The organism is Pseudoalteromonas shioyasakiensis (assembly GCA_013391845.1).
Taxonomy (GTDB): Bacteria; Pseudomonadota; Gammaproteobacteria; order Enterobacterales; family Alteromonadaceae; genus Pseudoalteromonas; species Pseudoalteromonas apostichopi.
This window is the reverse complement of record CP058414.1, coordinates 84,466-109,418: the sequence shown is the minus strand read 5'-3', so window position 1 is coordinate 109,418 and position 24,953 is coordinate 84,466. Positions and strand designations below refer to the sequence as shown.

23 protein-coding genes and 1 tRNA gene are annotated in these 24,953 nt (G+C 39.3%); 17 read left to right on the top strand and 7 right to left on the bottom strand.

The features are described from left to right. The first annotated feature begins 451 nt into the window (after positions 1-451). The 9 genes from trmJ to HYD28_00430 all read left to right on the top strand — a co-directional run bounded on the left by trmJ (position 452) and on the right by HYD28_00430 (position 8,255). Entirely contained in the window at positions 452-1,174 is a 723-nt protein-coding gene (trmJ, locus tag HYD28_00470) for a tRNA (cytosine(32)/uridine(32)-2'-O)-methyltransferase TrmJ (protein QLE07562.1), read from the top strand. Positions 1,175-1,366: 192 nt separating this feature from the next. Beyond that, positions 1,367-1,858 carry a Fe-S cluster assembly transcriptional regulator IscR gene (gene iscR / locus HYD28_00465; GenBank protein QLE07561.1) on the top strand — a complete coding sequence of 164 codons (492 nt, stop codon included), beginning with the start codon at positions 1,367-1,369 and terminating at the stop codon, positions 1,856-1,858. Between the two features lie 22 nt (positions 1,859-1,880). After that, on the top strand, positions 1,881-3,098 hold the full coding sequence (locus HYD28_00460) for an IscS subfamily cysteine desulfurase (GenBank protein ID QLE07560.1): 1,218 nt from the start codon (positions 1,881-1,883) through the stop codon (positions 3,096-3,098). 40 nt (positions 3,099-3,138) lie between these two features. Continuing rightward, positions 3,139-3,522: a Fe-S cluster assembly scaffold IscU gene (gene iscU / locus HYD28_00455; GenBank protein ID QLE07559.1), complete on the top strand. Its 384-nt coding sequence runs from the start codon at positions 3,139-3,141 to the stop codon at positions 3,520-3,522. Positions 3,523-3,533: 11 nt separating this feature from the next. Further along, positions 3,534-3,857: an iron-sulfur cluster assembly protein IscA gene (gene iscA / locus HYD28_00450; GenBank protein ID QLE07558.1), complete on the top strand. Its 324-nt coding sequence runs from the start codon at positions 3,534-3,536 to the stop codon at positions 3,855-3,857. Between the two features lie 78 nt (positions 3,858-3,935). After that, positions 3,936-4,463 carry a co-chaperone HscB gene (gene hscB / locus HYD28_00445; protein QLE07557.1) on the top strand — a complete coding sequence of 176 codons (528 nt, stop codon included), beginning with the start codon at positions 3,936-3,938 and terminating at the stop codon, positions 4,461-4,463. Between the two features lie 47 nt (positions 4,464-4,510). After that, positions 4,511-6,373: a Fe-S protein assembly chaperone HscA gene (gene hscA / locus HYD28_00440; GenBank protein ID QLE07556.1), complete on the top strand. Its 1,863-nt coding sequence runs from the start codon at positions 4,511-4,513 to the stop codon at positions 6,371-6,373. An 11-nt stretch (positions 6,374-6,384) separates the two neighbouring features. Further along, positions 6,385-6,723 (top strand): ISC system 2Fe-2S type ferredoxin, encoded by a 339-nt coding sequence (gene fdx, locus HYD28_00435; GenBank protein QLE07555.1) that lies wholly within the window; start codon positions 6,385-6,387, stop codon positions 6,721-6,723. 104 nt (positions 6,724-6,827) lie between these two features. Next, positions 6,828-8,255, top strand: a complete 1,428-nt coding sequence (locus HYD28_00430; GenBank protein QLE07554.1) for an NAD-dependent succinate-semialdehyde dehydrogenase — start codon at positions 6,828-6,830, stop codon at positions 8,253-8,255. 25 nt (positions 8,256-8,280) lie between these two features. On the opposite strand, the gene HYD28_00425 is transcribed toward HYD28_00430, so the two are convergent. Then, on the bottom strand, positions 8,281-8,499 hold the full coding sequence (locus HYD28_00425) for a hypothetical protein (protein QLE07553.1): 219 nt from the start codon (positions 8,497-8,499) through the stop codon (positions 8,281-8,283). Positions 8,500-8,612: 113 nt separating this feature from the next. Here HYD28_00425 and HYD28_00420 point away from each other — a divergent pair, with 113 nt between their 5' ends. After that, positions 8,613-11,261 carry a carbohydate-binding domain-containing protein gene (locus tag HYD28_00420; protein QLE07552.1) on the top strand — a complete coding sequence of 883 codons (2,649 nt, stop codon included), beginning with the start codon at positions 8,613-8,615 and terminating at the stop codon, positions 11,259-11,261. A 584-nt stretch (positions 11,262-11,845) separates the two neighbouring features. Beyond that, positions 11,846-13,093, top strand: coding sequence for a sugar MFS transporter (locus tag HYD28_00415; GenBank protein QLE10452.1), 1,248 nt, complete (start codon positions 11,846-11,848; stop codon positions 13,091-13,093). Between the two features lie 639 nt (positions 13,094-13,732). Here HYD28_00415 and HYD28_00410 read toward each other — a convergent pair. The 5 genes from HYD28_00410 to HYD28_00390 form a co-directional block, all read right to left on the bottom strand. Further along, positions 13,733-14,809 (bottom strand): patatin-like phospholipase family protein, encoded by a 1,077-nt coding sequence (locus tag HYD28_00410; protein ID QLE07551.1) that lies wholly within the window; start codon positions 14,807-14,809, stop codon positions 13,733-13,735. 1 nt (position 14,810) lies between these two features. Beyond that, positions 14,811-15,773, bottom strand: coding sequence for a hypothetical protein (locus tag HYD28_00405; GenBank protein QLE07550.1), 963 nt, complete (start codon positions 15,771-15,773; stop codon positions 14,811-14,813). Further along, positions 15,773-18,190, bottom strand: coding sequence for a dynamin family protein (locus HYD28_00400; GenBank protein QLE07549.1), 2,418 nt, complete (start codon positions 18,188-18,190; stop codon positions 15,773-15,775). Before HYD28_00400 ends, HYD28_00405 begins: the two co-directional genes overlap by 1 nt. 70 nt (positions 18,191-18,260) lie before the next feature. Further along, positions 18,261-19,145, bottom strand: coding sequence for a WYL domain-containing protein (locus HYD28_00395; protein ID QLE07548.1), 885 nt, complete (start codon positions 19,143-19,145; stop codon positions 18,261-18,263). Between the two features lie 45 nt (positions 19,146-19,190). Then, a complete protein-coding gene (locus HYD28_00390; protein QLE07547.1) occupies positions 19,191-19,673 on the bottom strand; it encodes a hypothetical protein in 483 nt (160 codons plus the stop codon). Positions 19,674-19,869: 196 nt separating this feature from the next. Between HYD28_00390 and HYD28_00385 the strand changes: the two genes are divergently transcribed. The 4 genes from HYD28_00385 (at position 19,870) to HYD28_00370 (ending at position 22,642) form a co-directional block, all read left to right on the top strand. After that, positions 19,870-20,517 carry a hypothetical protein gene (locus tag HYD28_00385; protein QLE07546.1) on the top strand — a complete coding sequence of 216 codons (648 nt, stop codon included), beginning with the start codon at positions 19,870-19,872 and terminating at the stop codon, positions 20,515-20,517. A 389-nt stretch (positions 20,518-20,906) separates the two neighbouring features. Then, positions 20,907-21,062, top strand: coding sequence for a hypothetical protein (locus HYD28_00380; GenBank protein ID QLE07545.1), 156 nt, complete (start codon positions 20,907-20,909; stop codon positions 21,060-21,062). Positions 21,063-21,177: 115 nt separating this feature from the next. Continuing rightward, complete coding sequence (locus tag HYD28_00375; protein QLE07544.1) at positions 21,178-21,618, top strand: hypothetical protein; 441 nt, start codon at positions 21,178-21,180, stop codon at positions 21,616-21,618. A 127-nt stretch (positions 21,619-21,745) separates the two neighbouring features. Then, complete coding sequence (locus tag HYD28_00370) at positions 21,746-22,642, top strand: hypothetical protein (protein ID QLE07543.1); 897 nt, start codon at positions 21,746-21,748, stop codon at positions 22,640-22,642. Positions 22,643-22,939: 297 nt separating this feature from the next. Here the strand turns inward: HYD28_00370 and HYD28_00365 are convergent. Continuing rightward, positions 22,940-23,015, bottom strand: a tRNA-His gene (locus tag HYD28_00365). A gap of 279 nt (positions 23,016-23,294) precedes the next feature. Between HYD28_00365 and HYD28_00360 the strand changes: the two genes are divergently transcribed. Both HYD28_00360 and HYD28_00355 read left to right on the top strand, forming a co-directional pair. Then, positions 23,295-24,113 carry a mechanosensitive ion channel gene (locus tag HYD28_00360; GenBank protein QLE07542.1) on the top strand — a complete coding sequence of 273 codons (819 nt, stop codon included), beginning with the start codon at positions 23,295-23,297 and terminating at the stop codon, positions 24,111-24,113. A 36-nt stretch (positions 24,114-24,149) separates the two neighbouring features. Further along, positions 24,150-24,929, top strand: a complete 780-nt coding sequence (locus tag HYD28_00355) for a DUF481 domain-containing protein (GenBank protein ID QLE07541.1) — start codon at positions 24,150-24,152, stop codon at positions 24,927-24,929. Positions 24,930-24,953: the final 24 nt, after the last annotated feature.

The window sequence follows — 24,953 nt, the reverse complement described above, 5'->3', positions numbered from 1 at the left end:
GTCGAACGGTGTTGTTTTTCAGGGGTTTGTCAAAGGCCTGCCTCGTAGGAGGTACTTTAGTGCCGAAAATATTTACACAAAGAGAAGTGAATGAGAAGAAAATGAGGAACTGATAATTATGTTTTCTTGTTTTCTCTAAAGCGCAGCGTCTCTTTATCTCTTTGTGATAATTTGGTTTTCTCAGTGAAGCGATAAACGCCTCTGTGTTCTCTGTGGTTCAAATATGTTTTTGCAAAAGAGAAGTGAGCGAGAAGAAAATAAGAAAGTGACAATAAGGCTTTTTTGTTTTCTCTAAAGCGCAGCGCCTCTTATTCTCTTTGTGAATCATAGAAGTGTTGCGCGATGTAAAATCGTACCTACAATGCTTGCTTACCGCTCAAAGCATATCGCCTAGCGCTTGCAGCCATGCTATAATCCCCGCAATTTTTGACTTTCAGTAAGTAACAACGCAATGACACTTGATGATATTCGTATCGTATTAGTAAACACATCACATTCTGGTAATATTGGCTCAGCGGCACGTGCTATGAAAACGATGGGCTTATCAAATTTATATCTTGTTGATCCTGCTTGTGAAATTGATAGTCATGCGAGTGCACTTGCTGCAGGTGCCACGGATGTTTTAGGTAAAGCTGTGGTTGTTGATACGCTAGCTGATGCAATTGCTGATTGTAGTTTAACAATTGGTACGAGTGCACGCTCACGTACTTTATCTTGGCCTATGGTTGAGCCGCGTGAATGTGGTGAAAAACTAGTGGCTGAAGCTGAGCATGGTCCAGTAGCATTGGTATTTGGCCGCGAAAATAGTGGTTTAACTAACGAAGAACTACAACAATGTAACTACCACGTATGTATTCCTGCGAACCCTGAATACAGCTCGCTAAATCTAGCAATGGCTGTGCAAACATTGTGTTATGAAACACGTATGGCTTATTTAAACAAACAGCCAAAAGCACAAGAAGAAGACGAAGCAACCTACCCAAATGCAAAGCAAACTGAGCTGTTTTACGAGCACTTAGAGCAAACTCTAAATGATACAGGTTTTATCATCAAGCAACACCCAGGTATGGTGATGACAAAACTTCGTCGTTTATTCAACCGCGCACGCCCAGAAGAAGCAGAGATGAACATCTTACGCGGTATTCTTACCTCAATTAATAAGTCTATAAAATAATCACAGGTTATAAGTATAATACTTGACTAAATTACTCAGGTAATTAGAATAGACCTAGTACTTGACCATTTTTGTCAGGTATTAGGTTTTATCAGTGGCAAGTATCAATTTTTATCAAGTGATAATACTTGACTATTTTGGTCTGGTAATTAAAATTTGCACACCTTAGCGTGCAGTAACATCGGGGGCTCTATGAAGTTAACATCAAAAGGCAGATACGCAGTAACCGCCATGTTGGATGTTGCACTACATACAAATGTGGGTGCAGTTCCCCTTGCCGATATTTCTGAACGCCAAGAGATTTCGCTATCTTATCTCGAACAATTATTCGCCCGTTTACGTAAAAACGGCCTTGTGACCTCTGTGCGTGGCCCAGGTGGCGGATATTTACTTGGTAGAGAAGCAAACGAAATTTCTGTCGGCGATGTGATTAATGCCGTAGATGAGTCTGTTGATGCAACACGTTGTCACAATGCAACGGGTGGTTGCCAAAGCGGCATGCGCTGTTTGACTCACACCCTATGGTCGGACTTAAGCGCACGTATCGAAGATTTTTTAAATAGTATTACCCTTGCTGAATTGGTGGAAAAGTCAGATGTGAAAGAAGTCGCATCTCGCCAAGATAACAGCATCAACACTGCAATTAAGCAACTGGAAAACATTCAAGTAAGCTGTCAACTGTAGCTTGACGAAAGCGGAGAGAGAAATGAAGTTACCGATTTATTTAGATTACGCAGCAACCACGCCTGTTGATGAACGTGTGGCAAAAGAAATGATGCAATGCCTGACTATGGACGGTAATTTTGGTAACCCTGCATCACGCTCACACCGTTTTGGTTGGCAAGCAGAAGAAGCGGTTGATCAAGCGCGTACAGATATTGCTGATCTGATCAACGCTGACCCGCGTGAAATTGTTTTCACTTCAGGTGCTACAGAATCAAATAACCTAGCAATTAAAGGTGCTGCGCAGTTCTATAAAAAGAAAGGCAAGCACGTTATCACTGTTAAAACTGAGCACAAAGCAGTGCTTGATACGTGTCGTGAACTAGAGCGCCAAGGTTTCGAAGTAACCTATATGGACGTTGAAGAAAACGGTTTACTTGACCTTAAAAAGCTTGAAGCTGCCATGCGTGAAGACACGGTGCTTGTGAGTGTAATGCACGTAAATAACGAGCTAGGTGTTATCCAAGATATCGCGACAATCGGCGAAATGTGCCGTGAGCGCAAAATTATGTTCCATGTTGATGCTGCACAAAGCGCAGGTAAAGTACTTATCGACGTGCAACAGTTAAAAGTAGATTTTATGTCGTTCTCTGGCCACAAAGTATATGGCCCGAAAGGTGTAGGCGCACTTTATGTTCGTCGTAAGCCACGCGCACGTTTAGAAGCACAAATGCACGGTGGTGGTCATGAGCGTGGTATGCGTTCAGGCACACTTGCTACTCACCAGTTAGTAGGTATGGGTGCGGCATTTAGAATCGCTAAAGAAGATTTCGAAAAAGACCATGCACACATCAGCGCACTTCGTAAGCGTTTGGTTGATGGCATTATGGCTGATATGGACGAAGTTTACTTCAATGGTGAACCAAGCCAGTCAGTTCCGGGTATTGTAAACATCAGCTTCAACTTTGTTGAAGGTGAGTCGTTATTAATGGCTGTTAAAGACATTGCTGTTTCATCAGGTTCAGCCTGTACCTCAGCAAGCTTAGAGCCTTCTTATGTACTACGTGCATTAGGCCGTAATGACGAGTTAGCACACAGCTCAATTCGTTTCAGCATTGGCCGCTTTACGACTGAAGAAGAGATTGATTACACCGTTGAACTAATCAAAAACTCGATCGGCCGTTTACGTGAGATGTCTCCTTTATGGGAAATGCATCAAGAAGGTATTGATTTAGATTCAGTTGAGTGGGCGCATCACTAATCAGTGATTGCCGCCGCTAGCAGGTAGTGAGGATAGTATTATGGCTTATAGTGATAAAGTAATCGATCATGTTGAAAATCCACGTAACGTGGGTGCTTTAGACAAAAATGATCCGTCAGTTGCAACAGGCATGGTGGGTGCACCAGCATGTGGTGACGTAATGAAATTGCAAATCAAAGTATCACCAGAAGGTGTAATTGAAGATGCAAAATTCAAAACATATGGTTGTGGTAGCGCAATCGCTTCTTCTTCACTTGTAACTGAGTGGGTAAAAGGCAAAACATTAGATGAAGCTGCAACAATCAAAAACACTGATATCAGTGCTGAGCTTGAATTACCACCAGTGAAAATTCACTGTTCAATTTTAGCAGAAGACGCGATTCAAGCAGCAATTGCTGACTACAAAAGCAAACAAGCGAAGTAAGAGATAAATTCATGGCAGTGACATTGACAGATGCGGCAGCAAACCGCGTAGAATCATTTTTAGCAAATCGCGGCAAAGGCATTGGCCTACGCGTTGGCATTAAAACGACGGGCTGTTCAGGTCTTGCTTATGTTCTTGAATTTGTTGATGAGTTAGCTGACGGCGACGAAATTTTTGAAAGCCGTGGCGTGAAAGTTATCGTTGATGCCAAAAGCTTAGTTTACATTGATGGTACTGAGCTTGATTACACCAAAGAAGGTTTGAATGAAGGGTTTAAATTTAACAACCCGAACCAAGCCGATGAGTGTGGTTGCGGCGAAAGCTTCACCGTTTAAGCTTAACAAACTTTCTTTGCTTGAAGCCCTGCCTATGTAGGGCTTTGTTATTTCCTGTTTACCGAGTTGGATTATGTAATGCGTTACTTTGAGTTATTTGCAATTCCAGTAGATTACAACATTGATTTAGCGACTATTAATAAAAACTACCTCGAGCTGCAACGCGCAGTTCATCCAGATCGCCACGCAAGCTCCAGTAGCCGCGATAAACTACTCGCTGTGCAAAATGCAGCTGAAATCAATGATGCATTACAAACTTTAAAACACCCGGTAAAACGTGCTGAATACATGCTAAGTGAACTAGGTGTTGATATTCGCGCCGAGCAACAAACATTGCAAGATCCGTTATTCTTAATGCAGCAAATGGAACTGCGTGAAGAATTAGAAGAACTTGAAAATGCCGCAGATCCTGATGCAGCAATTGCCCAGTTTGAAGCGCAAATTAAACAGCTCGATAAACAATACAGCAGCGAATTAGCTGCTCAGTTGGCAAGTAACGACGAGCAACAATGGCAAGCTGCCGCTGACAATATTCGTAAATTGAAGTTTGTTTATAAGTTACGCGATGAACTAGAGCGTATTGAAGACAGTTTATTTGATGATTAATCGTTAGTTGTTTTAAAGCAGCTATTTAAGAGTTTAAAAAGAGCATTATGGCATTATTGCAAATTGCTGAGCCGGGGCAGAGCGCGGCACCACATGAGCACAAATTAGCAGTCGGTATAGACCTTGGTACGACTAACTCGTTAGTTGCAACAGTGCAAAGCGGCGAAGCTCGCACACTGACTGATTTAGCGGGCAATGCGATGCTTCCATCGGTTGTGCAATACCAAACTGATAGCATTATTGTAGGTGAACGAGCAGCGGCTGCTGCTACTCAAGACCCTGCAAACACATTAATCTCGGTGAAACGTTTCTTAGGTAAAACGCAGGCTGAAATCGAAAAAAGCTATGGTCAACTGCCTTATGAATTTTGTGAGCATGATGGCTCATTAGCAATCAGCACAGTTGCGGGTGCAATTAGTCCTGTCACCGCATCGAGTGAAATTCTAAAAGCATTAAAACTGCGTGCAGAAGACAGCTTTGCAGGCCAAGATATTCTAGGTGCGGTAATTACTGTACCAGCGTATTTTGATGATGCGCAGCGACAAAGCACAAAAGATGCTGCAGAGCTTGCCGGTATTAAGGTTTTACGTTTATTAAACGAGCCAACGGCTGCGGCTGTTGCTTACGGCCTTGATTCGGGTCAAGAAGGTATTATCGCTGTATACGATTTAGGTGGCGGTACCTTCGATATTTCTATTTTACGTTTACACCAAGGAGTATTCGAAGTGCTTGCCACTGGCGGTGACTCGAGCCTTGGTGGTGACGATTTTGACTCGCTATTAGTTGATTACTTTAAAACACAAACGGGTGTGAGCGAGCTTTCTGCATCGGTATTACGTTTATTCATCAACAAAGCCAAAGCATGTAAAGAAGCATTAAGCCAGTACCAAACTGTTAATGTTGGTTTAGAGTTTGATGGTCAAAGCCACAAAGTTGAAGTAACCCGCGAAACCTTTGATGAGCTCGCTCTTAGCCTTGTTAAGAAAACACTCCGTTCTTGTCGCCGTGCCGTAAAAGATGCCGGTATCGAGAACGAAGAAGTACTACAAGTTGTAATGGTTGGCGGCTCGACTCGTATGCCAATTGTACGCTCTCAAGTTGCTGCATTTTTTGATAAAGAGCCACTGACTTCTATTGACCCAGATCGCGTGGTTGCACTTGGTGCGGCACTTCAAGCAGATGTACTGGTTGGCAATAAGCCTGACTCAGACATGCTGCTATTAGATGTATTACCACTGTCGCTAGGTCTTGAGACTATGGGTGGCTTGGTTGAGAAAATCATTCCACGTAACACCACGATTCCTGTTGCACGTGCCCAAGAGTTCACCACTTTCAAAGATGGTCAAACAGCTATGTCACTGCATGTATTACAAGGTGAGCGTGAGCTAGTTGATGATTGTCGTTCATTGGCTAAATTTAGCTTAAAGGGTATTCCGGCAATGGCTGCAGGTGCTGCGCATATTCGCGTAACCTTTAAAGTTGATGCTGATGGCTTATTAAGTGTATCGGCAATGGAAAAATCAACTGGTGTACAAGCTGAAATTCAGGTGAAACCATCATTTGGTTTATCGGACGACCAAGTTGCAAACATGCTTAAAGAATCAATGACTAACGCTAAAGACGATATGCAAGCGCGGATGCTTAAAGAGCAACAAGTTGAAGCGTTACGTGTTGTTGAAGCGCTTGAAGCATCACTCGCAACCGACAGTGCATTACTTGATGAACAAGAATTAGGTGCGTTAAAAGCAGAAATTGCTAAACTTGTTGCCGTACGCGAAAGCGCAACAACACCTGCAGAAATTAAAGCAGCGATTGAAGCTGTAGACAATGCAAGTAGCGAATTTGCTGCTCGCAGAATGGATGCATCAATCAAAAAAGCGCTGCAAGGGCAGTCAGTAGACGAAGTTTAACGAGGTAAGGTATGCCACAAATTATTTTTCTTCCACACGAAGAGTTATGCCCAGAAGGCGCTGCAATTGAAGCTCCTGCAGGTGAAACAGTATTAGATGTTGCGCTAAAAAATGGTATTAGCATTCCACATGCGTGTGAAAAATCATGCGCGTGTACAACATGCCACTTAATCATCCGTGAAGGTTTTGACTCTCTAGATGAAAGTGATGAGTTAGAAGATGACATGCTTGATAAAGCATGGGGTCTTGAGCCAGAGTCACGCCTTGGTTGCCAAGCAGTGATTAAAGATGAAGATTTAGTGGTTGAAATTCCAAAGTATAATCTCAATATCGTTAATGAAGAGCATTAATTTTTAACGGCTTTGATTTCGTAAAAACCGCTGTAGTTGCTTGGTCTCTACAGCGGTTTTTTGTTTTTAGAGCTGATAGCTGACAGCTTTTACTTGGAGGTTCTATGTCTGATTTGGTTTTTTCTGATTCGTTTATCGACGGTGATTTTTACTCTACAAGCCAGCGTTTTAGTGTAGATAACCCTGCAACTGGACAAGCAATTACGCAGGTCTCTAATATTGATGAGGCTGGCGTTGAGCAAGCAATAAAAAGTGCTGACGAGGCATTTAGCAAGCTAAAGAAAACAACTGCCACAGAGCGCAGTGAAACGTTACGCCGTTGGTATGAGTTAGTCATTGAGCACAAGCAACAGCTCGCTGAACTAATGACCAAAGAGCAGGGCAAACCATTAAAAGAGTCGTTAGGTGAAGTTGAATACGGTGCAGGCTTTATTAAATGGTTTAGTGAAGAAGCTAAGCGTAGTTACGGCGATAATATCCCTGCCACCGACAGCCAACATCGTTTATCAACCATAAAACAACCAATCGGTGTGGTTGCTGGGATCACACCTTGGAATTTTCCGATCGCGATGATCACACGTAAAGTGGCACCAGCATATGCGGCAGGTTGTAGCTTTGTGATTAAACCTTCTGAGCATACACCATTGTGCGCCATTGCCTTGGCATATCTTGCTGATAAGGCTGGATTTGTGAAAGGGGCGTTGAATGTTGTGGTCTCTGAAAATGCAAAAATGGTTGGCGAAATCATGACAGAATCTGAGCGAGTGCGTAAGTTTACCTTCACGGGGTCAACTGGTGTAGGTAAGCAGTTACTTTCGCAATGTGCCTCAACTATTAAGCAAACTTCGATGGAGCTTGGTGGTAATGCGCCGTTTATTATTTTCGAAAATGCTGACTTAGATGAAGCTGTTGCTGGCCTCATGGCTGCAAAATTTAGAAACGCCGGCCAAACCTGTGTGGCTGCTAACCGAATTTTTGTGCAACGTTCAGTACTTGAAACGGTGCTTGAAAAACTTGCAGACAAAGTGGCTGAGTTAAAAGTTGGCTATGGCCTTGATGAAGGGGTGGATATTGGTCCACTAATTTATCCTAAGGCTAAAGAGAAAGTACAAACTCTCTTAGATGATGCAGTTAATAAAGGCGCGTCATTGATCGGCGATAACAGCGAACTTGAAGGCAGCTTTCAAGCACCGCTGATTTTAACGGATGTGACACCAGAGATGGATATCTATCATGATGAAGTATTTGGTCCAGTGGTAAGCATTATCGCTTTTGATGATGAAGAAGAAGTGTTGAAGTTAGCAAATGATGTGCCTTATGGTTTAGCTGCATATTTTTATAGTGAAAATATCAAACAAGTTTATCGCGTAAGTGAAGCACTCGAATACGGCATGATTGGTATTAACGAAGGTTTAATCTCAAATCCAGTAGCGCCATTTGGCGGTGTTAAACAGTCAGGCTTAGGCAGAGAAGGCGGCCATCAAGGGTTAGATGAGTACCTAGAAGAGAAGTATCTTTGTGTTAAGGTTTGAGCCGTCAGCCGTCAGCCGTCAGCCGTCAGCCGTCAGACTGATAGCTGATAGCTGATAGCTGATAGCTGATAGCTGATAGCTGATAGCTGATAGCTGATAGCTGATAGCTGATAGCTGATAGCTGATAGCTGATAGCTGATAGCTGATAGCTGATAGCTGATAGCTGATAGCTGATAGCTGATAGCTGATAGCTGATAGCTGATAGCTGATAGCTGATAGCTAACTCCTCACCTATATTTTTCATAAAATGATAGCGCTGTCATTTTAGTTTTTATATGATAGGAACGAATTATTAACAAAAATGACAAATAGTACGCAGAAATACCGTACACTCAGGGCTTAAACGAGGAGAATGTAATGGGCTTTAAAAGGTCAGTATTCGCGGTAATGCTAGCAACTGCGCCTGTGATGGCAAATGCAGCGTTGACCCAATCGCAAGTTAATCACTTTGCTAAAGATACCGAGTTATTATTTTCGGTTGAAGATAACTTTCGTAATAAAGATGCGGGCTTTTTAGGGAAAATTACCCTCAATAATCGTTCTGATGTGCCATTACCTGCGGGTGAAAGCGACTGGCAACTTTATATTCACTCAGTGCGTAAAATTTCGACAGAGCATGTTGCTGGCCTTAATATCGAGCACGTTAATGGCGATTTACATCGCATTGTACCAACCAGTTCATTTAAAGGTTTAGCGGCTGGCGAGAGCTTAGAGCTGCCGTTTGATGCACAAGTGTGGATTGTCGCTTACAGTGACTTTATGCCACGCGCGTTTTTTGTTTCAGGTAAGAACAAACCCGCGGTATTCGCAAATACCGACACTGAAGACTTTAAACAGTTTGTAGCACCATTTACCCGCGAAAATCAGTTACGTCGTTACAATGAACCAAAAGATTTATCGGTTTTAGCAACAGCTAAGATCCGCTATGAACGTAATAGTGCTGATAAGTTTTCGGTCAGTAAAGACGATGCTTTAAAGCGTATTATTCCAAAGCCACGTAAAGTCGATTTTAACCGTGGCAGCGCAACGTTAAACAATAATTGGCAAATCAGTTATCAAGGGCTACTTAAACACGAAGTCATGGTGTTTATGCAAGACTTGCAAGATGACTATGGCATTAGCCTTAAAGCACAACCTGACCATATTAATGTAGGCAAAGACAAAGTTATTCGCCTGAAAGTTGACCCTAAGCTCAATAATGCAAAAGCAGAAAGCTATACCCTTGAGATTGATGATGAAGTAATCACAATCGTGGGTAGCGATAACGCAGGTGTATTTTATGCGATGCAAAGTTTGTTGAACCTGATCCCTGCAAACAGCCAAGGTAGTGCGAGTTTACCGCAGTTAGAGTTAGAAGATTCACCACGCTATGGCTGGCGTGGCATGCATTATGATAACGGTCGTAACTATCATGGCAAAGAAGCCATGTTCAAGCTTGTTGAGCAAATGGCACGCTACAAAATGAATAAGCTGCATTGGCACTTTTCAGAAGATGAAGGTTGGCGACTTGAGATCCCTGGTTTACCTGAGCTCACTGACGTTGGCGGTTATCGCTGTTTTGATTTAGAAGAGCGCGAGTGTTTATTAACTCAGCTTGGGACTGGGCCATTTAAATCAGGCTCAGGTAATGGCTATCTGAAACGTGAAGAGTTTGTCGAGTTACTGAAGTTTGCCAAAGACCGCCATATTCAAATTATTCCTGAAGTTGAAGGCCCGGGTCATGCGCGTGCCTCAATCAAAGCGATGGAAGCGCGCTATCACAACATGCTAGAGCAAGCTGAAAAAGCCGCTAAAAATAATATTAAAACTCGTTCAGCGAACAAAGAAGTTCAGCACATCGATATGGGACCAGCAACGCAATACTTGCTAACCGATCCTAAAGATACCTCTGTGTACATGACGGTACAAAACTACAAAGATAACTCAATGAATGTGTGTATGGACTCGACCTACGCATTTTTAGATAAAGTGACCTATGAGCTTCAGCAGATGTATCGCGAAGCAGGTGTTCAGTTAAAGAACCTGCACATTGGTGGTGACGAAGTAGGTGCTGGTTCGTGGATTGGCTCACCAATCTGTCAGGCGCTATTTGCAGATCCTAACAATGGTGTGTCTGGCCCCGCTGATTTAAAGCCTTACTTTACCCAGCGTGTTGCAACCTTACTTGAAAAGCGCGGTATTTCTCCGGGTATTTGGGAAGACGGCATCATGTATGACCGCGAAAATTCGTTTAAACGTGATGAGTTCCCTAATAAAACTTTTACCGTTAATACCTGGGATAATATTTGGGAGTGGGGTGTTGCAGATAGAGCATACCGCCTAGCCAATGCAGGTTACCAAGTGGTGCTATCACATGGTACGCACTTGTATTTTGACCACCCATATGAAGCAAGCCCAGAAGAACGAGGTTATTACTGGGCAACCCGTTACACAGATACTAAAAAAGCGTTTAATTATATGCCTGATGACGTGTATGCAAATGCTGATTACACACGCACCCGTGAGCCAATCGTTAATTTAGAAGCTTTGGTTGGTCGTCCATTACCTAAACTTGAAAAGCCTGAGAACATTTTAGGTATGCAAGGTCAGGTATGGTCAGAAACGATTCGCACTGAAGATCAAGTATTGGCAATGATCTTCCCGCGTATTCTGTCAGTAGCAGAGCGCGCATGGCATAAAGCCGATTGGGAAGGTGAAAGTGTAGATACTAAAAAACAAGCAAAAGATTGGGCTGAATTCTCAAGTGCAGTAGGCTTAAAAGAGCTTGATAAATTAGCTAAAGACGGCATCAACCTGCATTTACCAGTACCGGGTGGTGTGATTGAAAATGGTAAGTTATATGCCAACAGTGCATTTGCTTATTTGAGCATTGAATACAGCCTAGATAACGGCCAAAGCTGGCAAACTTACGCTGAACCAGTCAAAGTTGATAGCAATGCAAAAGTTACGTTACGCACCCGTTTAAACGCTCAGCAAACCAGCCGCGTCACAGTTGTAGGTGAGTAATATCTTTGTTTTTGCGATAGATAAATTTGGCGCCTGCAGTAAACCGCAGGCGTCATTTTTTGTTTTAAACCACTTATATTCACAAAGAGGATAAGAGACGCTACGCTTAAGAGAAAGTAATGTTTTGGTTTCCTCATTCTTTTCTCATTCATTAGTCTTTGTGCAAAAAATTATTGAACCACAGAGTACACGGAGGCGCTGCGCGCTTCACAGAGAAAGCCAAATGATTACAAAGAGGGTAAGAGAGCGCTACAAAAAGCATTATTAGTACTTCCTCATTCTTTTCTCATTTACTTCTCTTTGTGAATAAATCTTCGCGCGAAATAAATTTCACGCCTACGGTATTGACTATCACTTCAGTTACGTATCCGCACATTCGGCTCAAAACTGACAGCTGAAAGCTGACCGCTCCTAGAAACTACTTAAAAGAAATATGTCAGCGCTGTCATTTTTGTTGCAGTAGTGTTATAAATATTTAATATACCTTTTATATAATCATCTAAATGAGCAGCGCTATAGAATTGAACTGTGCTGTTACGGGAAATGTTATGTCTGAAATGAATAAACAAAGCAGTGTTGTGCCTATGGCAATTGTTGCCACGCTGTTTTTTATATTGGGTTTTGCTACGTGGTTAAATGGCTCATTGATGCCGTTTCTACAGCAAGTTTTACAGCTGTCACCTTTTCAGGCATCGCTGATTATTTTCTCATTTTATATTGCAGTGACTTTTACTGCCCTACCTTCAGCAATGATCATCAGAAAGGTCGGCTATAAAAATGGTATGGCACTGGGTATGGCAACTATGATGGTGGCAGGCTTGCTATTTATTCCTGCTGCAAAAACGCAGGTGTTTGCGCTATTTTTATTTGCGCAACTTGTTATGGGAGCTGGGCAGACATTGCTACAAACAGCAGTTAACCCGTATGTTGTAAGAATCGGCCCAGAAGAGTCAGCTGCAGCCAGAGTAAGTATTATGGGTATATTAAATAAAGGTGCTGGTGTTGTTGCGCCGATTGTATTTACCGCATTAATACTGAGTGATTTTAAAGGTTTTGTCGGTAAAGAACTTAGCCAAACTGATATTGATGCCATGGCTAATGGCTTAATATACCCCTATTTAGGAATGGCACTTTTTATTGGTATACTTGGTTTTGCAGTAACGAAAATGCCACTGCCAGAACTTATTGATGATGCTGATGAACAAAAACCAGGGCAAGTAAAAGAAGCACTAGCGCATCCAAGCCTTGCTTTAGGTATTGTAGCATTATTCGTATATGTTGCTGTTGAAGTGATAGCAGGTGACACAATAGGCAGCTTTGCGTTGTCGTTAGGTGTTGAAAAATATAGCGTGATGACCTCGTACACCATGGGTTGTATGGTGTTAGGTTACTTTTTAGGGATTTTACTTATCCCACGAGTACTGTCGCAGCAAACAGCGCTGACTATCTCAGCAATATTGGGGTGTGTGTTAACGTTAGCGATAGTCACAGGTAGTAATGAATCTGTATTTATATCAACATTATTTGGCCTAAAATCGGTACTGCCTGATACCCTATTGCTCATTGCTGTGCTAGGCTTTGCTAATGCGATTGTTTGGCCAGCCGTTTGGCCGTTAGCACTATCTGGTTTAGGCAAACTTACAAGCGTAGGTTCTGGTCTGCTTGTTATGGGTATAGCCGGTGGCGCATTTGGCCCATTATTTTGGGGCCTTGCAAGTGGTGGTGTAAAAAGCGCTGAAGCGCAACAAATGGCTTACATTGTTATGTTGCCTTGTTATTTATTCATACTTTTCTATGCTGTGAAAGGCCACAAGATGAAAAGTTGGAAGTAATTATGAGCTTGAGGCTAGATGTAAAACCTAATGGCCTTGAGCTTTGAAAAGCATTTCTAGTAAATAGAAATAATCCCGTGTGTAATGCCACCGAAAGGTGGCATTTTTTTGTTTGGGATTTGAGAGATTAGGTTCTAGGCTTTCGCGCGAAATAAATTTCACGCCTACAATACCTCGCATCTCGTGGGAAGGGCTTTAGCCGTGAATAGGTCAAATCTGTTCGGTGTTAAAACGCCTTCTACATAGTAGGCATCATGCTTGCTCTAAAATCACTTATGTTCACAAATAGGCTAAGAGGCGCTGCGCTTTAGAGGAAGTAAATTAAGGTAATGCTTGGGTTTTCTCTTTTACTCATTCTCTTCTCTTTGTGAATTTGATCTTTCTTAACGTACAGCGAATTGTCAGTCAGTTAATCACATTACCCGCAAACAAACTATTCAGCTCAAAACTGACAGCTGATGGACTTTTGAATTGAAAACAGGTGTTGAAGATAAAACTAGGTCTTGGAATTAAAATCGAGAAATATTTAAGAAAATAAAAGAATTTACTAAGGGAGAGAAGTGGGGCGACTGATGGGGCTTGAACCCACGACAACCGGAATCACAATCCTAGTTGCCGCTTTATGCCTTCAAACTTGGGTTAGATTATTTCGAAATTATCAGAGTTAAGTTTTGCTATGCTCTGGTCACGCTGTATCGATGTAGCTAGTTTGTGATTTTTCATATTGATGGCATTTAAGCTATTACCAATACATCTTTTAGCATCATTATACCCCTGTCTTATCCATTTATTAATATGACCACGTTTGAATGCGAGCATATCTTCCATAGATTCAGAAATGAACTCCTTAGGGCGGACTTCAATAATCGTAGTATCAGGGTAATCATGTCTGTTGAACGAGCTTGCATCATCTAGCAATGAAACTATTACGTGGTTACACCCACTATCAACTAACGGTTTAATAGGTGTATTTCCTTGTTGGTTAAATGTCCCCCCTATGCCACCATCCCGGTACTTTTTGCCATTAATAGCTTTAGCTTTGAATAATAATGGTAAGGCAGCTGAAGCGATTATAGCTTCATGAATGTTTTTATGTGGAAGTGACTGTAAATGCCAAAACTCAGAAGCTTTATTTTCAAAACCAAGGTAGTTGGCTTTAAAATAATCAACTATGTCTTTGCCTGCCCCTTCACTTTCATATACACCAACATACATTGGAAGCCCATCTTGCAATCTCTCTATTGGACTAAACCTGTCTAATAAGTCAATGATTGGTTCTGATTGGTAAAGGTTGCCTTCTTCATTCTCTAGATGCTCTTTGTATTTATCGCTATTTTTGTATTCATCTGAAAGTAGTGCTCGCAGATCTTTAATGAAATCTACTCCTCCTTTAGCTATCTGATATGCTTTAAATAACGGTGTAACTTTAGCCATAGGTAAAAGGCTTAAAAAAACAGATGCGGTAGATATCATTTTACCTTTGTCTACCTGTAAAGGACTATTTTCGCCAAGCTCTAACCAAATTTTATTAAGGCACTTAGCTGACGCAGTAATATCTTGTTGAGCACTTACAACAGCAGCATTTAGAGCACCGATACTGGTTCCCGAAACTTCATCTGGTTGAATGCCAACTTCAGATAAATACTTAAGAATACCCACTTGATAAGCACCTTTGGCACCACCTCCTGAAAGCACCAAGCCTAATTTATCTTCCATATTAGGCGTTCCTTAGATAAATATTTTCATTTGTGAGCCTTTCAGACCAACGGTTTACTCTGATATTTTTAGGAAATAAAGTTAGTACTTGAGCTTCTTTTCTCTCGATTGTGGCTTCTGAGAGTTGATTAAGTAGCCAAGTATTTGGCTCTTTATTTTGAGTACTCCAATCACTTAGATAATTTATACATAAAAGGTGTGACTTACCTATTTCATTTATATTCTTAGCAACGTTTTCCAATCTAAACCTAGCACTAGATGAATTAAACACTGTTGACGATATGCTTAATTCATTACATAACTGATTTTGAATTTCATGCTTTAAGTGCTCTAACATTTCATTCTTAATAGTTAAGTTTGAGTTACCATTGTCAATATATAGTCCAAATTCGTTATTTTTTAATGTATCTAGAATCATAAAAACATTTGTATACACGTCTGAGGTATATCCTCCAGCTTGCCATTTCGCAATTGCTCTATCCAATTGCCTATCAGCTCGAGTTCTCAGGTCAATATCCCTTATATAGTCGTAGAGTTTGCTATTTTTTTCTTCTACAGTATTTGCTAGTTGAATGACTGACTCTTTTAGTTCATTGTGTTTATCGTTCAACTTCATTACACCGGTTCTTGTTTCCAAAAGCTTGTCAGTCACTTTTGTAATCGCAAGGTTAACAGAAGCTAATTCGTAGTCATGATTTTGAAGCCATGTTGCGGTACTTTGTAGGCACTTTGCTAAATTATCATTGATAATGCTCTCACGTTGATTAGCTCTTCCACTGAACGAGTCTTTGAAACGATCCCACCTTGAAGTTCTGGTTTTTGACACTTTAATTTGGTCATCTATCACCTCTATACCATTAACTAAGTCAACAATCATTTTATCTGTTAAATGTGGAGGTGCGACTTCCAAATGTTGTTTGTCTAGTTTGAAGCCACAGCTATCTAATACATCAATTGAATTCACTATACTGACTTCTCTTGAGTTAGGTTTAAGTCTTCTTTCGTATCCAGAGTATCTTCTGCTATATATTGCAGCTCCTTTCCGAAGACGTTGAGCTTGGCAATTAATTCTTCTTGATTTTTTTGAGATTGTTCTTTAGCTCTCGCTCCCGCAAGTAATGTCTTACGATACTTTTCGAGATAGCGAGACACCTCTGTAATGTGTGCATCTATATCTGGCTTAACATTCTCTAATAGAAAACGATTAGCTGTGTCTGAGATTCCTTGCATAGCATTTGATATTGCTGCGTTTGAGCGCTGTTTAATATCGTTTACTTTCACAATGTAAACATCTACATCAACATAGTAAGTTTCTCTGCCCCAATCATCATTTAGCCAGTTAGTAAACTTTGAAAAATAGCTGTCTTTAACTCTTGTACGTCTGCGGGATTCACTTGTTTTTTTTACGTCAGTAGAAATCGTTTCAGTATCGATATTTTTTATACTTGTCGATATTTTATTAAGGGACAGAGATAGTGTAAAACCAGAATCTTTAAGGTTTTTTTTTGCTTCATTTAAAACCTCTTCAAGTTCAGACGAGATGCTTTTATTTATTGCATTCTTTGCTTTAGTAATCGTTTTATTGAGATTTGTTGTTACCTCTTTATACGCATCTTGTTGAATGGTTTCTAAAGCTGAATTAATAAATTTTAACAGTTTTTTCATTTCAGCTTTTTGACTATTCTCGAATTTTATTTCACCTTTTTCTATTAATGATTCTAATTTGTCAGAAGGGGTACTGGTTGAGCGCCAACCGCGAAACTTGCTAAAAATTCGCGATAAGTCAATGATTTGCCCCCCTTCGTTAGACTCTATTTTTGCCTGTTTTTTTTTGGTAAGAAAAATATTGTTTTGAGTATTATCGAAAAGTAATTGAACTTTTTTGTCGGCTATCTGAATAGTAGCTTTAGCTAAGTCCAGAATGGCAGTATTCATTTCTTGCGTCTGTTTGACTATTAATGTTTGTGTTTGTTTTTGAACCGAGTCAATTTTTAGCTTGTCAGATTCAATATTTTTTATTGCTACTCTTAAAGAATCGATATTTGTGTTAATAGCTTCTTTATAGCCATTTATCCCTTCATTTAAACGGTTGTGAATGGTTTCCAGTTGAGTTAAAGCAGATTCAAGGCTCAAGGTTGCGGCATTATTTGCTGCTTCCATAACAACATTTTCAAGAGGCGCTTCAAAGCCTGCTCTTTTCCATATTCTTTTCGCCTTTTTTCTTACATCTTCAGCATCTTCAATGTCTTCTTCCCAATCCTCACCAAAGGCTATCTCTCCAAAGTCGGGAACCCAATCATCTTTCACATTTAAAGCGTTACTGCTGTCCAGTTCATTAATTGCTCTATTGGCAAGAAAAGCTCTTTGTGCTGACACTGGGAAAACATTAGAGGGTGGGACACTGCCATCCATTAATTGGTTACAAAAAAATGAAACGGTATCTTCTTGCGATACATCATTTTTTGTTTTTGCATCGAATTTATTCAGCATTACGAAAAAGCGTTCGCCTAATGAGCCTTGTACGGTTGATATCTCTTCTCTTACATCACCACCTGCCTCGCTATTCATTTGCGTATAATCCACAACTAACAGTACTGCTGATGCTTTTTGCAGTTGATCTTTGAATATTGCTTTTAATTTTTCGCTTTGCCCATACTCATTAGGTCCAGGAGTATCAATAATTGATAGTTTGCCGTGACTTTGTTGCTCTAAGCCACTCAAATGTTGGAACTCAACTTCAATAGTCGGTAAGTCATTTATTAAACGGTAAGCTTCATAAGGCGGTTCAATATTTAGCTCTTTAGCAAGTCGCATAATATCATTTAAGCTTTTTAAGAATTTGAAGATTTGCTCTTGCCCTTCATAATTGCGGCTTAATTTTAATTGGCCTTTTATTTTTAACTCTCCAATTAAATCTTCAACTTCCTTGTGGTGTAGAAAGTCAATTTCATTAATTTCATCGCCACTCATGCTGTTAATCTTTTCAGCAATTTTTTTACTTAAACTATTAATAGGCTTACTATTTGGAAATTCTAAAGATGGTATTTTTTTGCCACTGATATGAGTAACAACAGTAGGTAGAGCAGTCATTGGGTAGTTTCTATTGGGAAGTACTTCATGACCCACAATTGCATTGATTGTGGTAGATTTACCCGCTTTCATCGTTCCGACAACAGCTATCACCATTTCTAGCTCATTTGCTTTTTGGTACTCATTTTTTAAGATTGATGCAACATCTGTAAGGTACTTTTCTTCAATTAAACCGTCTTTTACGTGTAGCTCTTTATTCTTATTCACTCTTTCAATAAATGATTGTGTTGACTTTAGTAATGCAAGAGTTTGATCTTGTACATCAAAAATAGTGTTTTGGTGGATTTGCATAAATATCCCTTTATTAGATAACTTTTTTTCTTTTAATTGGACTCTTTAATATTGCTTCGTTGTTTTACATTTAACTTGCAACATACTTTTTAAGCTCTTGGATCAAAGTTTGTTTAATTTCATCAGGCGAAACAACCTCTATTTCAGGTACCCAGTATTTAATTAGTGGCAGTATTTGTTTACTCGTTGCCACTCTTGAAGAAACAAGTAACTCACCTGTTTCGAGTTCTTCAATAATTCGTTGATTGGGGAATAGGTTGCGTCTTAGGAAGTACTGAGCAATGTCTTTTGATACTTTTACAACAACTTCAAACTTGGTTTCACTAAAAAATATTCCATCATCTTGCTCTATTACATCGATAAAGTGCTGTTGTGAGGTAAACGCTTCTGCCTGCTCTAAAATATGTGTTAACTCTGACAGGTGAAATGATTTTAATGTATTGTCATCAACAGCCGCTAAGTACCAAATACCTTTACTATTAACAAGCCGGTAAGGGGCAATGTTGTTATATTGTTTGTTTTTATAGCTAAAGTTAATACGTTTATTGCGTTGAATAACTTCTTCAAGTTTATTTAAGTTTGGTTCAACTTTATGCTTAGGTTCATAGTTGTGACCTTTGATTAGGTATGGGCTATTGATGGCTTGTGATAAAATTGAGCAGATAAAATGGGTATCTAAATTAGGATAAAGTGCTTCAATCCCTGAGATGGCAGCGAAGTGGCGTATATCTTTTGGAGAGAGATTACCAAGAGCAGAAGGAGCTAGGCTGTAGTGCCCTTTACTTTCAAGTATGGGTAAAAAGCTAAGTCTCTCGTTCAAGTCGCGTTGGACTGTACGAACACTGACATTAAACTCTTCTGCAAGCGAAGAAATGCTAAGTGTTTTTGCATCGTTTAATTGAGTGATAATACTTGCTAGTCGCTCTGCAAGTTTAACTTCTGCTTGTGAGTTCAAATTACTACTTCCTTGTGATTACACGTGTAACGTACATTATTCATATTAGTTTTTAAAGACACTATCCACGAAATCTTCAAATAAGTCGTCAATAAACCTCTCTGCTGGAGATTTGTCTTTGCTTTGGTCTATTAAGTAGTCCATTGTTTCATTAATAAAAACAACATTGATTTTATTTCTATCAATCGTCGCGCTACTCCAGTTTTTGTATTCTTCACGATCTTGAAATGCTAACTCGAGCGGGGTTTCAGAGGTTATATATAAATCTTTAACGGCTGTTATTCCGCCAAGAGGAGCAAGTTGATTTATATCGTGTACATCACCTTTGCTCTTTTTACAAAACGAGTAACCTGATGTACCTGTCAATGTTAATGAGGTATCTGGATTTTTACCTATAAATGTAAAGCCAGTTAATAATCTTTGATCAGGAATCGAAAATTCATCTCCATCAAGAATAATCGCTATATATGCTTCTTCAGCGAGTACTAAGTTTAGTTCTTGCTGCGTATTTACTGTTATTGTTTTCATAGTGTCACCTTATCTGTTTTTTGTAGATTACAGAGGGTCTACGACAGGGAGTGTCGCTTATGAAAAATTTTTAGCATTTATGGTGGTTTTAGTTTTTCCTTATTTAAGCCTTAAAAAACAACACTATAAAGAGCTAGATTTTAGCAAGTAAACTGTGTAAGTTATTTTTATAATCAAGGAGACAGCGAAAATTGATATGGAATACTGCGACTTAAAAGATAAACAAAAGCAAGTTAGAGAGTCCTTCTCTGATAATCTAGCTCTACGCGTACATAGATCATTAAGCTGGTTAAATAAGTCAGAGCAGTGTGATGACCTTGACTCACAATTTATTTTCTTGTGGGTATCGTTTAATGCGGCTTACGCACAAGATACAGAGTGTCTAAGCATTAACGAAACTCAATCTTTTACATTATTTTTGGAAAAGCTCAACTCACTCGATAAGCAAAAGCGCATTTATAATTTATTATGGCATGAGTTCCCTAACAGCATTCGTGTTTTATTGAATAATAAATTCGTATTTCAGCCATTTTGGTCATTCCACAATGGCTATATCACTGAACAAGAATTTAAAAGTAAATTTAGTGAAGCAAAGAAGTTTGCAAATTTTGCATTAGCAAATAATGAAACAGATAAACTTGCATCTATTGTATTACAACGTTTATATACATTACGAAACCAACTAATGCACGGTGGGGCAACATGGAACAGCAGTGCAAATAGAGAGCAATTAAAAGATGGCGTACAATTTTTATCGCAATTAGTGCCTTTTATTATTGATATTATGATGGATAATTCAAAAGAGCTCTGGGGAGAAGCTTATTATCCTCTTGTTGATTCATAAAAGCTGGCTAAGGCAATAAACCGTGTTCTTATTATAGTTTACTGGGTACTAATAAGTTTAACGATGATTTGGTTTAAAGGCGTGGTTGTTTTTAAAACACTCAAGTTTACTTCAAATATATACGTAAATTGTAGAGCAATTAGTGCTTGTAGAAGGCTATAGTCACTGCGAACCCCTCTACACTTTATTTTTTAATTTGGTGTTGTCAACCTTTCATAGCGGCAATTCTACCAAATAGAGTAAGCTGAACTATCTCAGTACCTGAGTTTTTCATTTGTTGTGTCATGTAGGCTTATTTTTTCTTCTTAATCTACCAAAAGTTAAGGGCTTTTAAAGAGGGGGGAACTAATGCAGACTACTTGTCAAAAGAAGCAAGTGGAGTCGAGTTCATGACTGCTGATAAACTCCAGTTTCTAATAACTACATTTCTTGATGTAACGAAAGATGATTTAGAGAACTATTTATCTAAAATCATCGATAAAGTAGATAGCTTGTTTGATGCCATTTTGCCTATTTACATCATTCAGAAAAATAGGCTTCGTTAAGAAAAATTATGGCAAGTTGTTCAAGTGGGAGTGAAGGTGTTTGATTTTACTCGCTACACAGTTTATCCAAGCTTTCTTCGGCCTTTTATTAGGGGAGTTGGATTGAGGGAAATATATGAAATTTTTTACAGCTCTTAGTCTAATTGCGCTTACAGTACCTTTAACTGGACAAACTAATACAGATTTAGCAGAGCAACTCTATGCGATAAATAAAGACTATGCAAAGTGTTTGGATGTTGCATTAGGGAATTTTAACTCAGAAACCCAAACCCAAAAAGCAATGTCCAAGTTTTACGAAGCTATCACAGCAAATACTGATGAGCTCATAGAGTTACAGATTAGAGCTAATGACAAGGGAATGCTGGTTTTTTTAGACATGCTTCAAGACCGTAGGGTTTTATTGGGTTATATGGTCGCAAAAATGTCTGAGCCTGACAAAGCATTCGAAGCCAATAAAAGACAGTTAAAAAAGAAATATGATTTTGATTGGAAGCTAGTTCATCAAGAGTTGTGGAGAACTAATGGCTGTAATGCGATTTATGATTCGTTTGATTAAACTCAAAATATCTGTTTAAGAGTTATATGCAACGCAAGGTGCTTGAGCTATAGGGGACTTTTGCTCTCGAAACTCTTGATACAATTAATAGAACTATTTTTTTGAAAAATTTAAGGAGAGTAAAGTAATGTCAGATACAGTGACAGAGAAAGCAAAAGCTTGGTTTGATGATAATCCAGAGTATAAAAAAGTATGTATGATATTGGATTTTCATCTATCTCAATTTTACACAGGCTCAACTAAGTGGCGAAAAGATGCCACAGTGAAGGTAGTCTTTGGTAAGAACCAATCTAAAGGAAGGATTTCTGTTACACCAAATAAGGGTAATGTTCGTATAAGGTTTGCGCCATTAAATAGCTCTAAAATTATAAATGAAGAATTTATTAATGTTGACTTAGGTGAGCTGCCAAGTAAATGCGCAATAAAAGTTAAAGAGGTTGATAATGTTTTTGACTATTACATTCCTATAAATGCTACCGAATTACAGCCATGTTTAGCTATTATCGATAAAATCCTTGATAGGTTTAAGTTTGATAATTTTAGTGCTCCCTCAGATGAATGCTCAACAGATATGTGGAGTAATAATGCGGATGCTAAAATAGTTAGACGTAAATTATCAGAATTTACCTCCGTTGTTCTTCGTGAACAAGAAATGGAGAAGCGATTTGTTAAATGGCTTAAATCTTCAAAAGGTATAGATGCTCGCTCTCAAGATACAGATGGTTTATTTCGAAGAGATGTTGTTTATACCGAGGGTAATAAGTATGTAGTTGCAGAACTTAAGTACACTAACTCTGTAATTCAAAACATAGAGATGGCCATTGGGCAGCTATTAAGATACACACTTCATCCTGACATACAGAAACAAGGTGAAAAGTTGATTGTAGTATCAGGCGGGGTTGAACCAACTGATACTGACTTTGAATTTTTTAAAAATATGAATAAATTTATAGATTTAGAGTTTGGTTTTATTTACGAGTCACCAGAATATTCAGGTAACTTCATTGAGCTTAATTACGATTAAGCACTTGAATAAGAGTCGTATTTGTAAGGGCTATGAACGGGAAGGCAGTAAAGGGACAAGAAAACCTACCTTTAAATCTCTTCTTATTGCCTTTAAGTTATGTTGCTGGTGATAAGCACTATATTGGAAGCAAATAGATTAAACAGTAACTATCCATTTCTAGCCACTCACAGTAAATGAACCGGGTTGTTAGTTTGTAGTCAGTTTAATATTGAAAGCTAGGAGGAGTTTCATTATTTAAATAAACTTAAATAGTTGAAGAGATTCTAGTTTGTTAGATTTACAAGGGGAGAGAAGTGGGGCGACTGATGGGGCTTGAACCCACGACAACCGGAATCACAATCCGGGGCTCTACCAACTGAGCTACAGCCGCCACTGAGATACACCTCGTTTGGTGTGGCGCGCATATTACATAATTAAGTTTAGCTTGTGAACCCCTAAAATGAAAAAAGTCGAAAAAACTTACTTGTCTCAGAAAATTCAGAAATAACCCTTTGGTCAGCTGGCATTCAGTTTCGCAGATTAGACTTGCGTTTTTTGTAATTGAGCAAATACTCATTTCTTAGTTTTGCGTGTAATTTAATGATTTTTTAACCAAAGATCATATATAATTTGCACAGCGTCATGCTACAAATGAACTTCAGGAGAGAACATGGATACAATAATGAACTGGATCAACGAGAATTCAGGTTTAATCATACATTACGCCGTTCAGGCGGTTCTAGCGCTAATCATTTTCTTCATCGGTGGTCGCATCGCTAAATTCTGCGAAGGCTTAACTGAAAAAGCATTTGATAAAAAGAAAGTCGATAAAGCTGTAGGTTCATTTGTTGCTAGCATTGTCTATGCAATTGTATTTGCTGCAACAATCTTAATGGCATTATCTCAACTTGGTATTGAGACAACATCGTTCATTGCTATTTTAGGTGCGGCAGGTCTAGCTGTAGGCTTAGCACTTCAAGGTTCACTTTCTAACTTTGCATCAGGCGTTTTAATCATCTTACTTCGTCCTTTCAAATCAGGTGACTATGTAGAAGCTGGTGGTAAAGCGGGTACAGTTAAGAAAATCGAAATTTTCTCTACAGAATTACGTACACCAGATAACAAAGTAATTATCATGCCTAACTCATCAATTATGGGCAGCCCAATTACTAACTTCTCTCGTGAATCAACTCGTCGTATCGATTTAGTTATCGGTGTTGGTTACGATGCAGATCTTAAAGAAGCGAAAGAAGTACTTAAATCAGTTTTAGATAAGGAAGAGCGCTTATTAAAAGACCCAGCATACACAGTAGCTGTATCTGAGCTTGCAGATTCAAGCGTAAACTTTGTCGTTCGCCCTTGGGTTAACTCAGCTGATTACTGGCCAACGTATTTCGATTTAATGGAAAACATTAAGATCGCATTAGATGATGCCAACATCACAATCCCATTCCCGCAAATGGATGTTCATTTGCACAAAGAAGACTAATAAGTCTAACTTACAAGTAGTAAAGGTTATTTTTTAATGAAATTAAAAGCTTTATCAGTTCTAGTTGCAGCAAGCGCTGCAACTAGCGCATTCGCAGCAGATGAAACCAAAACTTGGGATGTAACCAGTGAATTAGGTGCTATCGTAACAAGCGGTAACACTGAAACAACCACACTTAAAGGTGGTATCAAGGTTCTACATAACCTAGAAAACTGGAATAACGAGTACAAGTTAGACGGTCTTTATAAAGAAGATGAGATCGAAAACGACCAAGGCGTTAAAGAAACACAGCGCACTAACGAAAAGTACTCAATCTCTGCACAAGGTAACTACAAGTTAAACGAAAAGCATTCACACCTATTCATTTACGGTTCGCACGTATCTGATTACTTTGGTGCATACCGCAACGAATCTGTTATCTCAGCGGGTTACGGTTTACGCTTAATCGACCGCTCTGATATGTGGTTAAACGCTGAAATTGGTCCGGGTTATAAATACTTCCAATACCCTGATAACAGCACAGAAGTTGATGACAACGGTGAATCACTTGCTGGTGAGCGTGAAGGCGAAGTAATCGCTTTAGGTAAAGTTGACTATAACTGGCAAATTTCAGACAGTGCACGTTTTACTCAGTTAGTATCAGTTGAATATGGTGATACCAACACTAAAACACGTTCAGAGTCTGCAATCCTTGCTAAGATCAACGGCTCATTACAAATGAAAGTGGCTTACAACATCACCCACAACTCAGATGTTGCGGATGATAAAGAAAACACAGATACAGAAACGTCACTAACGCTAGTGTATAGTTTCTAATGTTTTTCAGTTGAGAATGAATGG

Bases quoted from the DNA above. Each gene is read 5' to 3' on its own strand.
- HYD28_00400 (QLE07549.1), bottom strand. From the start codon at position 18,190: ATGCAAATCCACCAAAACACTATTTTTGATGTACAAGATCAAACTCTT.
- fdx (QLE07555.1), top strand. From the start codon at position 6,385: ATGCCACAAATTATTTTTCTTCCACACGAAGAGTTATGCCCAGAAGGC.
- HYD28_00380 (QLE07545.1), top strand. From the start codon at position 20,907: ATGACTGCTGATAAACTCCAGTTTCTAATAACTACATTTCTTGATGTA.
- HYD28_00355 (QLE07541.1), top strand. From the start codon at position 24,150: ATGAAATTAAAAGCTTTATCAGTTCTAGTTGCAGCAAGCGCTGCAACT.
- HYD28_00430 (QLE07554.1), top strand. From the start codon at position 6,828: ATGTCTGATTTGGTTTTTTCTGATTCGTTTATCGACGGTGATTTTTAC.
- HYD28_00415 (QLE10452.1), top strand. From the start codon at position 11,846: ATGGCAATTGTTGCCACGCTGTTTTTTATATTGGGTTTTGCTACGTGG.
- HYD28_00425 (QLE07553.1), bottom strand. From the start codon at position 8,499: ATGAAAAATATAGGTGAGGAGTTAGCTATCAGCTATCAGCTATCAGCT.
- iscU (QLE07559.1), top strand. From the start codon at position 3,139: ATGGCTTATAGTGATAAAGTAATCGATCATGTTGAAAATCCACGTAAC.
- hscA (QLE07556.1), top strand. From the start codon at position 4,511: ATGGCATTATTGCAAATTGCTGAGCCGGGGCAGAGCGCGGCACCACAT.
- HYD28_00360 (QLE07542.1), top strand. From the start codon at position 23,295: ATGGATACAATAATGAACTGGATCAACGAGAATTCAGGTTTAATCATA.
- hscB (QLE07557.1), top strand. From the start codon at position 3,936: ATGCGTTACTTTGAGTTATTTGCAATTCCAGTAGATTACAACATTGAT.
- HYD28_00375 (QLE07544.1), top strand. From the start codon at position 21,178: ATGAAATTTTTTACAGCTCTTAGTCTAATTGCGCTTACAGTACCTTTA.
- HYD28_00410 (QLE07551.1), bottom strand. From the start codon at position 14,809: ATGGAAGATAAATTAGGCTTGGTGCTTTCAGGAGGTGGTGCCAAAGGT.
- HYD28_00370 (QLE07543.1), top strand. From the start codon at position 21,746: ATGTCAGATACAGTGACAGAGAAAGCAAAAGCTTGGTTTGATGATAAT.
- iscA (QLE07558.1), top strand. From the start codon at position 3,534: ATGGCAGTGACATTGACAGATGCGGCAGCAAACCGCGTAGAATCATTT.
- HYD28_00390 (QLE07547.1), bottom strand. From the start codon at position 19,673: ATGAAAACAATAACAGTAAATACGCAGCAAGAACTAAACTTAGTACTC.
- iscR (QLE07561.1), top strand. From the start codon at position 1,367: ATGAAGTTAACATCAAAAGGCAGATACGCAGTAACCGCCATGTTGGAT.
- HYD28_00385 (QLE07546.1), top strand. From the start codon at position 19,870: ATGGAATACTGCGACTTAAAAGATAAACAAAAGCAAGTTAGAGAGTCC.
- HYD28_00460 (QLE07560.1), top strand. From the start codon at position 1,881: ATGAAGTTACCGATTTATTTAGATTACGCAGCAACCACGCCTGTTGAT.
- HYD28_00420 (QLE07552.1), top strand. From the start codon at position 8,613: ATGGGCTTTAAAAGGTCAGTATTCGCGGTAATGCTAGCAACTGCGCCT.
- trmJ (QLE07562.1), top strand. From the start codon at position 452: ATGACACTTGATGATATTCGTATCGTATTAGTAAACACATCACATTCT.